This is a genomic window from Propionispora vibrioides (genome assembly GCF_900110485.1).
In the GTDB taxonomy this organism is placed as follows: Bacteria; Bacillota; Negativicutes; order Propionisporales; family Propionisporaceae; genus Propionispora; species Propionispora vibrioides.
Window position 1 is genome coordinate 26,908 of sequence record NZ_FODY01000023.1, and the last position, 14,200, is coordinate 41,107.

The following is a 14,200-nucleotide window of genomic DNA, read 5'->3' on the forward strand; positions in this document are numbered from 1 at the left end:
AACATGTTTCTATTCCGTTATTTTATCCAGCAACCTACAACCCATGCCTTTTCCGTCAAAGTATGAAAAAACGCCAAATCCGGTTACCTTACTTCAGCCGCCCTGCCTTCATCAGCCAGGATTACATTTTCCAGCGCCAGCAGCGGCGGCGACATCCATTTATCACGATGAAACAGCATTTGCGCCTGAATTGGAATATCAAGCCCCGCCACAGGCAAGACTGCCAGTTCGCCGCGCTGCAGCTCTTCCTGTACAACAATTTCAGGCAGCAGCGAAATCCCCAGTTCATATTTAACGCATTGCTTGATTGATTCCAGACTGCCGAATTCCAAAATGGTGTTAGCCTCAATCCGTTCTTTTTCCAAAAGATGCTTCAAATCTACCGGATAACCGCAATACCCTTCGGGCAGCAAAAAGGTTTGACCGTTTAACTGCTGAACCGACAGCGTCTTTCCGGTGGCCAATTCATGCTGCGGCGCCGCAACCAGCACCGTCTTGCCGCTGAACAGGCTTTTTTGCCGCAATTGAGGTTGTCCGGCTTCATCCTGCAGACCAAAAGCCACATCAATACTATTTTGTTGCAACCACTGGGGAAAATCAATGCAATTGCCTACTTTCAGGTTGACCTGCACCTGCGGATACAAGGTTCTGTACCGTTTCAGCAAGGGCGGCAGCCAAAAAGCACAAAGCGTCTCAGCGGCTCCTACCACAATCGAACCGGCAAACACCACATCCTCGCGAAAAGCCTGTCTTGCCGCCTCGGCTTCCCGCACCATACGTTCGGCAAAAGGTAAGAAGATTTTCCCCCGGTCGGTCAAAAATACTTTCCGTCCGATACGTTCAAATAGTTTCACATTCAGGTATGATTCCAGACTGTGGATATGCTCGGATATGGTCGACTGAGAGTAGTTTAGTGTCCGGGCGGTCTCACCGAAATGCAACAGGCGGGCAACAGTTATAAAGGTAATCAGATGTTTGCTGTCCATATCATCACTTCCATCGTTTTTTTCGATCATTATCTTTTAAACAATCGAATTATCACATCATTACTTTTATGATACGATATAGTAAATCCTGTTGCAATCCAATTCTTATGTAAGGGAGCGCCCTCTATGCAACCGCAAATAAAATTAAAAAAAAGCATTACCTGGCTGCAAGGTTCGGCTTTAACGGTCGGAGCCGTTCTCGGCGCCGGTATCCTGGTTCTGCCGTCCATCACGGCAACGATGGCCGGCCCGGCCTCACTCATCAGCTGGCTGCTTATGGGGCTGCTATCGCTGCCCATGGTTATTGTCATTAGTCTGATGTCCTCCCGCTTTCCCGATTCGGGAGGTATGGCAACCTATGTCCGGCAAGGGTTCGGTGATTTTCCCAGCCGCCTTACCGGCGTACTCATGCTGACTGCTATGCCCTTTGGCATGCCCGTTACGGCTTTGATCGGTGCCCATTACCTGGCTAGTGTCTTCGGCTGGTCAGAGGCAGGCATTCACGCTGCAGCGGCCGGTATGCTGCTACTGGCCATTGCCCTGAATTACCGGGGTATTGAGTTGTCCGGCCGTACCCAGTTAGGTGTGGTATCCGTGATCCTGCTCATTCTCGCTTTTGCTGTTTTGTCTGCTCTGCCCGCCATTAAGCATTCGGCCTTTCTTCCTTTGCTTCCCCATGGCTGGACTGCCGTTGGTGAAGCCATGTCATTAATCTTTTTTGCTTTTATCGGCTGGGAAATGATCGGAAATTTAGCGGAGGAATTTAAAAACCCAACCAAAGATATCCCTATCAGCCTGGGCATCTCGGTTATTCTTGTTAACCTGTTATATCTTGCCGTGGCATTTGTCACGATCGGCAGTAATGTGTACCATTCCGAGACACCGCTCACCGCCATGGTCACACTGATATCCTACCGGTGGGGGAGCATGGCCGGGATAGTGGTAGCCATTTTAGGCTTTATTGCCTGCTATTGCCCTGTCCAGACCTTTATCGCCGGCTTCTCCCGCCTGGTATATGCCCAGGCCAGGGACGGACATTTCCCGCCCCACTTCGGCCAGTTGCATACCAAATTTCAAACGCCCCATATCGCACTGCTGGCCTTTGCCCCACTCTATTTGCTCATATTGTCGTTAAGCTACGTACTGTCCTGGGACCTGAAAGCACTGATCAATCTGCCCTGCGCTAATTTTCTTATCGTATACCTGCTTGGCATGCTGGCCTCAGCCCGCATTCTTTCCGGCAAAGCAGCCAAACTGTTGGCTTGGTTTAGCGCATTTGTATCGGGCATAGTCTTTTTATTCTCCGGTTGGGCGATCTTGTATCCCCTTGGCATAGCAGGTCTGCTGTCTTTACGGCAGTTTCGTGCCCGGCTTAAGCCGAACTGATTGCGTTTGCGGTATGCCATACTGCCCTTATCGGAAATCGGCTTGGTTACCCAGCATTTTTTGTACCCAGGCAAAGGCATGCTTCGCCGAAAACTCGGCCATTCCCTTTTTATACAATACATCGGCTTTTTGGAAGCTGGCGGGCAGCGGCTGCACCGGGGGGAAAGGGAAAGAAATACAATACATCCCGGCCTGTTTAGCCGCCTCCACACCATACTGCGAATCTTCCAGCACCAGGCAATTTTCCGGCGGCACCCTAAGCCGTCTGGCCGTTTCCAGAAAAATATCGGGAGCCGGTTTTCCCTTCGCCACTTCCTCCGCCGAAACAAACAATTGAAAATAAGAAGCAATGCCGGTAATTGAGGCCAGTAACTCAATAACCTCTACAGAAGAGCCCGAAGCAATGGCCATCGGCATGTTTTCCGCCTGCAAACGCCGCAAGAAAGAAAACATTTCCGGAAAAACCTTGGTATTCTCTCTGGCGATATCCAGATAGTAACGGTTCTTCTTTTCCATTAAACTTTCCAGAGATTCGGTAATTTGAAAACTCTGCTTAATCTCTTTTATCATATCCAGCGAACTGATACCAACGTATTTAAGACCCATTTCCTCGGTAAAATCAATATCATATTCCTTTAGCAATTTTTTATCGCTCTCATAATAGTTAGGTTCACTGTCAATCAAGGTACCGTCCAAATCAAAAATAACCGCTTTAATCGGCACTCCCGGATTGTTCTGCCCTTTTGTCATAGCTACCCTCCCGTTTATTAAGCCGGCCGGCTGCCGCCGTATAGCCTTCTTTCTCCTATTGTAACAGACCGCGCAGAGCGTCGTAAACAACACCTGTAAACACTTGAGTATTTTACTGCCGGGACTGACACCGGCATAAAAACATCCCGCAGGGAAATCCCTCCGGGATGTTTTAGGTTTCTCGCGGCAAAGCGCGAACCACCGGTTTATTCAGCATAAACATGTTCATAAGTCAGGGGAGTCTCGTTATTAATCCCTTTGGAAAATAGCAATTGATGGATATCCAGCCCTGACACCCGGAAAGCAGAGGCGCAGCCTCTTAAATATAGCTCCCACATACGGATAAACCGTTCATCAAATTTTTGCCGGATAAGATCTTTTTTCTGCGCGAAGTTTTCATACCAGCGATCCAGCGTCATGGCATAATGCAGGCGCAGGCTTTCCAACTGCAGCAAATGAAAATCATATTCCGGCAGCAGCCACACCGTCTCCCGCAATGATGGAACATACCCTCCCGGGAAAATATACTTGGCAATCCAGGGATTGGTCACTTCCTCAAACATACCTGTAATAGAATGCAGCAAAGATAGACCACCGGGAACCAGCAAGTTATGTACCTGTTGCATATAGCGTCCTAAATTCGCTCTTCCCACATGCTCAAACATGCCGACACTGACAATTTTATCAAACTGTTCTTTTCGCGGATCGACCTCCAGATAATGCCGCAGCTCGACCTGGACCTGATCCTCCAGCCCCAACTCGGCGATCCGTCGCTTAGTGCCTTCATATTGCTCGGTACTTAGGGTAATACCGGTCGCCTTCACCTGATATTGCTGGGCGGCCCGGATAATCAGCCAGCCCCAGCCGCAGCCAATATCCAGCAGCCGCTCTCCCGGTTTAAGGTTCAGCTTTTTCAATATATGATCAATTTTCTGTAGCTGCGCCTGCTGCAGGGAATCTCCCGGTTCTTTAAAATAGGCGCAGGAATAACTCATCGTTTCATCCAGCCAGAGGGAAAAGAAATCATTGCCCAAATCATAATGATGCTCAATATGCTCCTGCTGTACCTTACAATCCACAGTGCCGGGGTTCAAAACCCCCTGTCGTTCCAGTGGCTGAGGCTGGGTGTTCAGCATAACGATACGAATGATATCGTCCATCGAGCCCTCCAGGTCGATCAGCCCGTCCATATAGGCTTCTCCCAGGGCCAGCACCATATCCTCCGTATTGAACTTTATGGGCGGCTCCTTATGAAAAATCACTTTAAAGGACGGCGGTTCACCGCCATAGGACTCTTCCTCCCCATCCCAGAATACAACGGAAAATCCACCTTTTTTCCAGGTTTTCAGCAAAAGTTTCAGTGCCATTTTTTTCAACAACCCAATCACCCCATGTATCTCCAAAATATTAAACCCAAAGCGGTAAAACAGGCAGTTCAAAAATATCCGGAAATCCTGTAGCACGACAAAGCAACATCGCTGTTACGAAACCTATATTGCCCACTTACCACTGATTATACGCTTCTCCTCCGACCCTATCAATTAAACAAAAACAAGATAAGGAAAGATTTTACAGGCATTCTTGACTTTCTGCCGTCTAAATCGGACTTTCTCTTCCATTTTGCCCAAAAATCGCCTAAAAACACGGCAAAATTACTCTTTCCTCTGTAGCGGATAAACATTGTCCAAATAAAAACTGCCGGCTGTGACCACTTTCGTGATCGCCGCCGGCAATTTCTTTATTTTCTACTTTCCCTTATCCCTTTTCAGCACATCCTAAATGATCGAACCGGCCACTGTTTATCGTTGATCAGTTATTTCCCGATGGGCCGGCCATCCTCTGTTTATTCTTAAAACTTGCTGGTTACGCCCATGGATACGCCGTGCGCATTATACGAGGGATTATGACCACGATAACCACCATTGGAAACATGCATGAACATGTAGCCAACATTCAGCGAGGTATTCTCGTTAAACTTATAAACGAACTGCGGGCCTGCCCGCCACATAAAGTTATAGTACCGCCCACCGGCCGGAAAGATTTTGTCATACACGATAAAGCCACCGCTCATATCAAATGCCACCGCTAGCTTGCCGGAAAGCTCCCGCTCGTTGCGCACCAGATAAACAGGTCCGATACCGGTTGCGCTACTGTCCTGATCCTGCCGCGTATAGTCTATGCTGCCTTGGGGACGGGTGATGGTGATGCCCCGGTAGACGGACCGGCTACCCTTCTCCGAAATCTTTTGCAGAACATGCAGCGATACCGTATCCAGATCGCGGTTTGCTTTCATGGGCGTTAAATAATCCCAGTCCAGCTCCAGTTTGGCGTCCGCCGCATAGCCAATGGGTCTTCCCGCCATAAAAGCCAATAGCACAGTCAGTACGATAACCGGATAAAAATATTTACGCACAATATGACGCTCCCTATGTAAAAATTTTCTTGCTGCGTCCTGTTTTTTCTGCAGAACATGTTAGATATTCTAGGTAGCGGAGCATTTTCCTGTCGCCCTATCAATGTATTGTAAAAATTCCGGCATACCCGGCTGCATCTCAGGCTTCGCTTAAGTGCACTTGATTGCGTCCCCAGCGTTTGGCCTGATAGAGTGCTTCATCCGCCCGGTTTAATGCCTCGGCAAAGGACCGGTCTTTATCGCAAACCTCGGTTACACCGATGCTCACGGTAGTTTGCAGCATCCTTTTATTAAAAAAAGCTTTGTTTTGCTCACAGGAATAACGGATCTTCTCCGCAACCTCATTAGCAAAATCCAGACAGGTAACAGGCAATATCAGCGCAAACTCTTCGCCACCCAGTCGGCCCATGATATCGCCAGCCCGTGTATGCTGCAATATCAGCTTGGAAAAGGACAATAAAAAAGCATCGCCTGCGGCATGGCCGAATTTATCATTCAAATTCTTAAAAAAGTCCAAATCCAGCATAATCAGCGCAAAAACCTCTTGATTTTCCTGAAACCGGTTGAATAATTCCTCACCCAACTGAAAAAACTTACGCCGGTTGAAAGCACCTGTCAGGCAATCGGTATAGGCGGACTTCTCCAGTTCCAGGCGCAGGTTTTGTTCTTTTACCAACGCATAATAATGTTCATGACGAAAGGCACAAAGTTTTACCGCAATAACAAGACCTAAGATAAACGAAAGCACATAAGCACAAGTGATGACTTCCCAGGACAAGGTATACGGAGAATTTCTTAAAAAAGCTGCGATAGCCAAATCAATGATGACCTGGCAGCCGGCCAAGACAGCTTTTTTCCCTACCGCGCCCGGAAAATAGATCAATATTAAAAGAACAATCAAAGGGTCCAGATAAGTAAAATTGATGTTGTCGGCTTGCCTGGTCAGATTCACGTAGGCAAGCAGCAAAACCAGTAAGACAGACCAACCATACACCAACCGCTCATGCTGCTGATAGGATTTTATCCGCCGCAAAAAAAACAGACAGCCTACCGACAATGCCGTAAAGATCAGACGGACCAAAACAGTCTGATAAAACAGCAAGCCTGTCCCTAAAAAAACATAATCATTGATGACGAATAGGAGACAGAAGCAAATAGCAACCACAATCCCGGTTTTCGTATTTGCTACGTCCTCCTTTAAATAAAATTGCTCTACCGCACTGTCAGTATACCGAATAAACCTGGACATGTCACGATTCCTCACTAATCCGCTATTTACTTCCATTATACCGCACTGCATTGTCGAAATTCGGATAAAAAGCTCGAAATCGAGTTTATTTTTTTTCATCGGCAAAAATCTTTATTGCGCCTGCCTGTCACCCTCTACTCCAGCATGATTTGCAGGATTTCCGCATCGGTCGCCCGCATGCCGCGCGAAGCCAGCCGGCCCACAGCGGCAATGGTTTCTTCCACATCGTGTTTGATAATTCCCTGACCGGCCTGATATTGGCTGCCCCGCCGGGCCAGCGTATGCGCCATATAGGCAGCGTCCAGGCAGGAAGCTATCTTGGCCGCACAGGACGGTTTTGCGCCGTCACAGACAATACCGGGCACATTGGCCAGCATATTGTGGATGGTCTGATTGATTTGCCGCAAATTGCCTCCCGCCAAATAGGTAATCGCAGCACCGCTGGAACAAGCTGCGCTGACGGCACCGCAAAAGGCAGACAAACGACCAATAGAAGTCTTTTGGTGAATGGTTAATAAATTGGAAAGTACCAAACCGCGATACAGCCTTTCTTCCGGCAATTGCTGCTCGCTGGCATACACAATCACCGGAACAGTACTGGCAATCGATTGATTCCCGCTGCCGGAATTGGTGATAACGGGCAGCATGCAGCCCCCCATTCTTGCCTCCGAAGCGGCGGCTGCATAAGCTTTTATCTTACACAGCACCTGATCGCCCTGTCCGCTGTCCAGCAAGGTACGGCCTATTCTCACCCCATAGGCCCCGCACAGCCCCGCTTCGGCCAGAGCCATGTTGCAGGCAACCTGCCTGGTAATAATCCCTTTTACCCACTCCAACGGCACCTTGCTGGCAAACCGGTAAATGTCCCGCACTGTGAGCAGGGAGCGGTCGGTCGTTACCCCTTCGTTTATACGCGTTTCCGCCGCTTCCTGCTGCAGGAGTTGTCCATTCTTTTCGATCCGGCATATATGAGTGTGCGTATTCTTTAATTCCACGGTAACGGTATCCGATCCGGACGACAAGTGTAAAATGAGGTGCAGGTTAATGTCTGTATTCAGTAGTCTGATGTCGCCAAATTGATTTTTCTCCAATTGCTTAACCTCTGCCATACCGGCCGGCGTCATATGAGCCAGCACCTCCAGACGCTCGGCGGCCTTGCCGCCCACCAGCCCGGCCAGCATGGCCGCCCGAATCCCCGCAAGTCCACCGGTATTGGGTATGACCACACTTTTAACATTTTTCACTATATTACCGCTGCATTCCAGTATGGCTTTTTCCGGAAAACTCCCCAGAACCTCCCGGGCTTTGGCGGCGGCATAAGCAATGGCAATCGGCTCAGTGCACCCCAAAGCCGGCACCAGTTCTTCCTTCAATATCTCAAGATAATTTTCAAATAATGTCCTGCCTTTATTCATAAGCTGTTTCCACTCCTTTACAAAATCAAAGCATCATTTCCCTTTTTCATTAGCAAAAAGCATGCCATATTTCACAAAAACAGCTACTAATTTGTCGAACCCTTTATTTCCCGGGTAATACGTCAATCCGCAAACGATCAGTTTAGGTTCGTTTGCTAAAAAAAAGCAACCGGTCTTCGCAAGTTTGCGAAGACCGGTCTAAACAACACTAGGCTGGCAGCCTGCCAACGGTTGTTTGTAATAGTGAGAACGATTTCTCACCATTGAGAAACCACAAGCCTAATGAAGCTGATATTTATCCAATTTCCGATATAGTGTAGCCAGACTGATCTTTAGCTGCTCCGCCGCTTTTTTCTTAGCCGCCAGGGTAGCTCCCGGTGCAACATACGTCTTGAGCACTTGTTTTTCGTATGCCGCCAGTTGTTCCTCCAAGCCGCCGGCAAAACCGTGCTCGTCCTGATCAGCCAGCAAATCAGCCGGCAGCTCCCGCAAGGCCAGGATTTCCCCCCGCGCCATAGTTACCATATATTCCAGAGCATGTTCCAGTTGACGGATATTGCCGGGCCACGGATAGCTTACCAGCCAGCGCCGCAGGCTTTCTTCCAGCCGCAGGTTTCCCCTGTTTAAATTCCGGGCAAAATTCTCCAAAAAATGGTCAAGATAAAGTGGTATATCAGCCGGCCGTGAACGCAAGGGCGGAATGGTCAGCGGAATAACATTCAGGCGATAATAAAAATCCTCACGAAAGCCGCCTTCTTGCATCATTTTTTCCAGATTCCGGTTGGTGGCGGCAATAATCCGCACATCGACCGGCAGCGGCTGTATGCTGCCAATGCGTTCAATCGAGCGCTCCTGAATAGCCCGCAGCAATTTAGGCTGCAGCGCCAGCGGTAAATCACCGATCTCATCCAAAAACAACGTACCTTTATCCGCCAGCTCAAACTTTCCTTTTTTGCCGGCTTTGTTGGCGCCGGTAAAGGAACCCGCCTCATAGCCGAACAGTTCACTTTCGAATAAATTTTCCGGTACGGAAGGGCAGTTCACCACAACAAAGGGTTGGTCCTTACGTCCGCTTTCCGCATGAATGGCCTTGGCCAGCAATTCCTTCCCGGTGCCGCTTTCCCCCCGGATGAGAACGGTCGCATTGCTGATGGCCACCTGCTGTGCCCTTTGCAGCAATTGAACAAAGGCCGCATCGCGGCCCAGCAACCCGCCGAACACATACTTTCCATTTATTGTTTCCAACGCTTCCTGTACCTGATGCTGCAGCCGCCATTGGTCATCCAGCATGAACAGCTTGCTTTCCAGCAGGCTGCTCATATGGCCCAGGAAAACGAAAAACTTAGCCGAATTGCGCGTTAAACGCTCTCGTTGTTCGGCGGTGAAGGCGATTACGCCAATCACCCCAACCGTCTGTCCGTGCTTTTTGATCGGAAAACCCATCGTGGCAAGCTCCTGGCAACAAAAAGCAGTGGTACAGTTTTTACAGGCACTGTTATCACCGGTGCCGGGAATAAAACCGGGCTTGCCGGTGGCCAGCACTTCACGAAAAAAAGCTCCGTCAGGAATCGGTTGACCAATGCTCTCGGCGTGCAGGCCGGTCCCGCCAATCCTGACACCCTGTTCGTCAATAATCGTAACGGCTATTTCCAGAACGTCAGTGATAGTTTCGGCATATTCCTGGACAAACGGCTGAATATGGGCAATGCCGGAACTGCTCTTTTTCATACCCCTTGCCACCTTCCATACATTCGCACAAATATAATAAGACATATTCGCCTGCGCTCCGGCGCTTTCCTGCCCGTCAAATCCTTGGCAAATATTGTATCGACTGCCGTTGTTGGGTATAATGATAATAGTCTTTGGATTTGGACAGGTAAAGGCTGGAAGGGCATAATATAATAAGTCGCTTAAAAGATGCTCACTGCCGATCACAGCGGAATTGCCGATAATAACCTGCATTCCAACCCAGGGTGTGTGCTTACACTATCCAAAACGTTCCCTGACGGCGCTGCCATACTTCATTAAAATTTCAGGGAATAGGAGCCATTGTTCCTGCAAAATTTCGCGTGCCCTTTAGGGCATGCCTCGTTTGGCGCAAAAAACATTCGCTATAGATCATTCCGTCAGTTTGAAAACACGTCCTAGAATAAACAAGTGAGGTAGAAACATATGAAGATAGGCTTTTTTGATTCTGGTATAGGTGGTATGACCGTGCTGTATCATGCTTTGCGCTTACTGCCCAAGGAAGATTACATATATTACGCTGACACAAAGCATGTGCCATATGGCGAAAAGTCCAAGGCAGACGTAAGAAAATATATATTTGAAGCAGTGGACTTTTTAGTGCGGCAAGGCATCAAGGCTCTGGTTATCGCCTGTAATACAGCTACCAGCGTCGCCGCCCGGGAATTGCGTGAAAAGTACGATTTCCCCATTATCGGTATCGAGCCGGCCGTTAAGCCCGCTATCTTGAAAAGTCAGGAAAGGGGCCGCCGGGTCCTGGTTTTTACGACCAGCCTTACTCTGCGGGAGGAAAAATTCAATAACCTGGTTGCCAGGCTCGACGAAGACCATATTGTCGACGGGCTGGCTCTGCCCGGTCTGGTGGAATTTGCCGAACGGTTTGAATTTAGCGAAGCTGTAGTGCGCCCCTACCTTACGGCGAGATTAGCCCCTTACAAACTGGCTGAGTATGGCACCGTCGTTCTGGGCTGTACCCATTTCCCCTTCTATAAAGACACCATGCAAACGATCTTTACCCCCGAAGTGGATATCATTGACGGTGGCAAGGGTACAGCCGAAAACCTCGCCCGGACCTTGCAGAAAACCAGTCAGCTCCAGCAAGGCACCGGCTCTGTTGAGTATTACATGTCAGGGAGCAAAGTTCAGGACCCCCAACTCTTGCAGCAATATGCCCGCTTACTGGAAAGACTGCATATTCTCGATAACCTGCAGGCTCCTATTTCTCATAAATAAAACTTTCATTACACCTCTTCTTAACCCGCTGTCACTTCGGAAGCGTCAGGACCGTCCCCTTAGCTTAGAAAAATGCCGCCATGGCATTTTTTCTTTTTTTGCAGCACATAGCTTATATTTGTGTTAAAATAACTAATGGTTTGACTGCTTGGAAAGCGTAAAAGAATGCGTGGGAAAAAGTCTGTGAGGTCATTATGCTTTCAGACAGACCGGATATATTACAGGTATGAAAAGAGGAAGAAGCATTGATAACCGCTTGGACTATATTTGAAATTATGGGCATCGTGGCTTTTGCCGTTTCCGGTGCCTTAACGGGAATACAAAAAAGGCTGGATGTCTTCGGCGTACTGGTGCTGGCCATAACAACCGCCATCGGCGGCGGGATACTGCGGGACGTTGTTATCGGCAATACGCCGCCGTTAACTTTCCGGGACCCTACCTTTTTTATTATCAGCTCGCTGGTTACCTTGGTTGTATTTTTTACCTACCGCTGGCTGGAGCAATATAAAAATACCATTCAGGTATTTGATGCCATCGGTTTGGGAGCGTTTACCGCCACCAGCGCCAAACTGGCGCTGCAGCACAATCTGGACTCTTTATTTATTGTTACTACCATCTCGGTTATTACCGGCATCGGCGGCAGCGTCATCCGTGATGTGATTGTGAAGGAAATTCCCTATGTATTCCGTCAGGAAGTATATGCGATCACCACCATCATGGGGGCCATGACCTTTTATTACTCCCAGATGTATCTTGACGGCCCGTTGCCACTATATCTCAGCTTTCTGATTACGACCGGGCTTCGCCTGTGTTGCATCAAATACGGCTGGAATTTCCCGGTCCTCGGCGCTGCGGAAAAGACAATCCCAATTGAGCAAGAACCGGAACACGAATAAAAAACTACCGGGAGCTATTGTCCGCGCTTCCGGTAGTTTTTTATTTGCGGCTTCTTCACCTCCGTATTGGTTCTTTAGCATATATCAGGCTTTAGCGCCTACGATCCGGGCATCGGCAACAGCCAGGCCCTCCGGGAAAACAAACACCGGATTTAAATCGGCCTCCCGGATATCTTCATAGTGGAACGGCAATTGGGAAAACGCTGCAATCGCATCGGCCAATGCATCCAGATCGGCTTTGGCCTGTCCGCGGACCCCCTGGAGAATCGGATAGGTACGAATACTTGCTATCATTTCCCTTGCTTCTTCCCTGCTAACAGGAGCTACCCGCAAAGCGATGTCCTGCAACACTTCCGTATAAATTCCCCCTAAGCCAAAGGCAAGCACCGGCCCGAACTGAAGATCACGGGTCAACCCTAAAATCACTTCCCGGCCACCCTTTAACATAGGATAGATGATGACGCCGCAAAAATCACAGCCGGCCGTGGCTGTCTGTATCGTCTGAAAAGCCTGGGCGGCCTTATCGTCACTGTCGATATTCAGCACCACGCCGCCACAGTCCGATTTATGCAGAATATCCGGCGAGACCACCTTCATAACCACTGGATATCCTAAAGTGTGACAGCCGTCAAGTGCTTCTTCTCTGGTCTTGGCAAAATAATACTCCGGTATAGGGATGCCATTCTTTTGCAATAAAGCCATGGCTTCCGGCTCCAGCAAAGACGGTTTACCTGCCAGGCACCGCTCATCGCCAGCAACCGCCGGTACTGTCAGTTGCCTGGTTTTATAGGCTTCATACTCCGCCATATAGGCCAGAACCCGCACAGCCCGCTCGCCGGAGGGAAAAACAGGCAGTCTGTGATTCCGCAGGAAATGCAGGCTTTCACTTAAGTCGGAGCCAACCTGAAGCACCGAAACAACCGGCTTGCGGCTGCCGGCCGCCGCTATCGCGACACCCTCGGCAACCGGCATGGCCCTCAGGTAGGGAGTGCCAATATACAGTACCAGTGCTGCATCATATTCTTTGAGCGCCTGCTCCAGGCTTTTTTGATATTCTTCCCCGGTACCCTCCACCGTGAGATCAATCGGGTTTCTCACACCGGCATGAACAGGTAAAAACGCCTGCAGTGCGGCCTTTAAATCCGGACTGGGATCAGCCACCACCAACCCCGCTTGATCAGCCTTATCGGCCGACATAACACCGGGACCGCCGGAATTTGTCAAAATCATTACCTTCTTCCCCGACAACGGCGGCAGGTAGGAAAAGCCATTGCACAAATCCAGCATTTCCTCAAGGCTTTCCACCCGAATCGCCCCGGCCTGCTTTAAGGCAGCATCAAACACCTTATCCGACCCGGCCATTGAGCCGGTGTGGGAAAGCGCAGCCCGTTGACCGGTATCGGTACGGCCGGACTTTACTACGATAACCGGTTTTTTTAAAGTTACATCTCTTACCACCCGCATAAATTCACGGCCTTGTGTAACAGTCTCCAAATAAAGAGCGATAACGTTGGTCTCCTTATCCTCTTTTAAATATTGCAGCAGCTCAATGACACTTAAATCCGGACCGTTACCAAAGCTCACAAACTTGGAAATCCCCAGGCCCTGCTCTTTAGCCAGAGCCATAAAAACGCCGCCTACCGCCCCGCTTTGGGAAATCAGTGCAATATTGCCTTGTGGCGGGCTGGTTTCCAAAGTGGCAACCAGCTTGCTCTGCGTACTGACCAGCCCGGCACAGTTGGGCCCGATAAAACGTATCCCGTATTGTCTGGCAACTGCCAGCACTTCCTCTTCAGCAGCAGCATTGCCGATTTCAGAAAATCCTGATGTAATAATTACCGCCGCCTTGACCCCGGCTTTACCGCAATCAGTCAGGACATTCTTGACCGTTGCCGCCGGAGCGGCGATAACCGCCAGATCGACCAGATTCTTAAGCGGCGCAAACGAACTCACACCCGGTACAGGGCCAACCCCCGCTCCTTTGGGATTGACCGCATAAATATTTTCACAGCCGCCCTCGATCAGACGGTGAATCAACACATTGGCCAGTTTTCCGGGAGAGGCCGATCCGACCACAGCTACGCCGCGCGGTGAAAACAGTGCTTGATATTCCATGGTTACGACAC

The 14,200-nt window shown here is 49.4% G+C and carries 11 protein-coding genes; 3 read left to right on the forward strand and 8 right to left on the reverse strand.

The annotated features are described in order from the left end of the window. Positions 1 to 83: 83 nt before the first annotated feature. The gene (locus BMW43_RS15880) at positions 84 to 986 is read right to left on the reverse strand and encodes a LysR family transcriptional regulator (RefSeq protein WP_091749833.1); all 903 of its coding nucleotides are present in this window, start codon (positions 984 to 986) and stop codon (positions 84 to 86) included. A 126-nt stretch (positions 987 to 1,112) separates the two neighbouring features. Between BMW43_RS15880 and BMW43_RS15885 the strand changes: the two genes are divergently transcribed. After that, positions 1,113 to 2,372 carry an APC family permease gene (locus tag BMW43_RS15885; RefSeq protein ID WP_091749835.1) on the forward strand — a complete coding sequence of 420 codons (1,260 nt, stop codon included), beginning with the start codon at positions 1,113 to 1,115 and terminating at the stop codon, positions 2,370 to 2,372. Between the two features lie 27 nt (positions 2,373 to 2,399). Here the strand turns inward: BMW43_RS15885 and BMW43_RS15890 are convergent, their stop codons facing one another. From BMW43_RS15890 to BMW43_RS15915, 6 genes are all read right to left on the reverse strand, one after another. Further along, a complete protein-coding gene (locus tag BMW43_RS15890) occupies positions 2,400 to 3,122 on the reverse strand; it encodes an HAD family hydrolase (RefSeq protein WP_091749838.1) in 723 nt (240 codons plus the stop codon). Between the two features lie 206 nt (positions 3,123 to 3,328). Further along, positions 3,329 to 4,510, reverse strand: a complete 1,182-nt coding sequence (locus BMW43_RS15895) for an SAM-dependent methyltransferase (protein WP_245732532.1) — start codon at positions 4,508 to 4,510, stop codon at positions 3,329 to 3,331. Positions 4,511 to 4,971: 461 nt separating this feature from the next. Next, positions 4,972 to 5,535 (reverse strand): acyloxyacyl hydrolase, encoded by a 564-nt coding sequence (locus tag BMW43_RS15900; RefSeq protein WP_091749840.1) that lies wholly within the window; start codon positions 5,533 to 5,535, stop codon positions 4,972 to 4,974. 139 nt (positions 5,536 to 5,674) lie between these two features. Next, positions 5,675 to 6,784 (reverse strand): GGDEF domain-containing protein, encoded by a 1,110-nt coding sequence (locus tag BMW43_RS15905; protein WP_177173631.1) that lies wholly within the window; start codon positions 6,782 to 6,784, stop codon positions 5,675 to 5,677. Positions 6,785 to 6,918: 134 nt separating this feature from the next. Further along, entirely contained in the window at positions 6,919 to 8,199 is a 1,281-nt protein-coding gene (locus BMW43_RS15910) for an L-cysteine desulfidase family protein (protein ID WP_091749846.1), read from the reverse strand. 279 nt (positions 8,200 to 8,478) lie between these two features. Continuing rightward, the gene (locus BMW43_RS15915) at positions 8,479 to 9,927 is read right to left on the reverse strand and encodes a sigma-54 interaction domain-containing protein (protein WP_091749939.1); all 1,449 of its coding nucleotides are present in this window, start codon (positions 9,925 to 9,927) and stop codon (positions 8,479 to 8,481) included. A gap of 444 nt (positions 9,928 to 10,371) precedes the next feature. Here BMW43_RS15915 and murI point away from each other — a divergent pair, with 444 nt between their 5' ends. Both murI and BMW43_RS15925 read left to right on the forward strand, forming a co-directional pair. Continuing rightward, a complete protein-coding gene (murI, locus tag BMW43_RS15920; protein WP_091749848.1) occupies positions 10,372 to 11,178 on the forward strand; it encodes a glutamate racemase in 807 nt (268 codons plus the stop codon). Positions 11,179 to 11,423: 245 nt separating this feature from the next. Next, a complete protein-coding gene (locus BMW43_RS15925; RefSeq protein WP_245732534.1) occupies positions 11,424 to 12,074 on the forward strand; it encodes a trimeric intracellular cation channel family protein in 651 nt (216 codons plus the stop codon). A gap of 84 nt (positions 12,075 to 12,158) precedes the next feature. On the opposite strand, the gene BMW43_RS15930 is transcribed toward BMW43_RS15925, so the two are convergent. Continuing rightward, the gene (locus BMW43_RS15930; protein ID WP_091749851.1) at positions 12,159 to 14,189 is read right to left on the reverse strand and encodes an acetate--CoA ligase family protein; all 2,031 of its coding nucleotides are present in this window, start codon (positions 14,187 to 14,189) and stop codon (positions 12,159 to 12,161) included. Positions 14,190 to 14,200 lie beyond the last annotated feature (11 nt).

Excerpts from the sequence above, each read along its gene's own strand:
- BMW43_RS15890 (WP_091749838.1), bottom strand. The coding sequence starts at position 3,122 with ATGACAAAAGGGCAGAACAATCCGGGAGTGCCGATTAAAGCGGTTATT.
- BMW43_RS15905 (WP_177173631.1), bottom strand. The coding sequence starts at position 6,784 with ATGTCCAGGTTTATTCGGTATACTGACAGTGCGGTAGAGCAATTTTAT.
- murI (WP_091749848.1), top strand. The coding sequence starts at position 10,372 with ATGAAGATAGGCTTTTTTGATTCTGGTATAGGTGGTATGACCGTGCTG.
- BMW43_RS15930 (WP_091749851.1), bottom strand. The coding sequence starts at position 14,189 with ATGGAATATCAAGCACTGTTTTCACCGCGCGGCGTAGCTGTGGTCGGA.
- BMW43_RS15885 (WP_091749835.1), top strand. The coding sequence starts at position 1,113 with ATGCAACCGCAAATAAAATTAAAAAAAAGCATTACCTGGCTGCAAGGT.
- BMW43_RS15915 (WP_091749939.1), bottom strand. The coding sequence starts at position 9,927 with ATGAAAAAGAGCAGTTCCGGCATTGCCCATATTCAGCCGTTTGTCCAG.
- BMW43_RS15880 (WP_091749833.1), bottom strand. The coding sequence starts at position 986 with ATGGACAGCAAACATCTGATTACCTTTATAACTGTTGCCCGCCTGTTG.
- BMW43_RS15910 (WP_091749846.1), bottom strand. The coding sequence starts at position 8,199 with ATGAATAAAGGCAGGACATTATTTGAAAATTATCTTGAGATATTGAAG.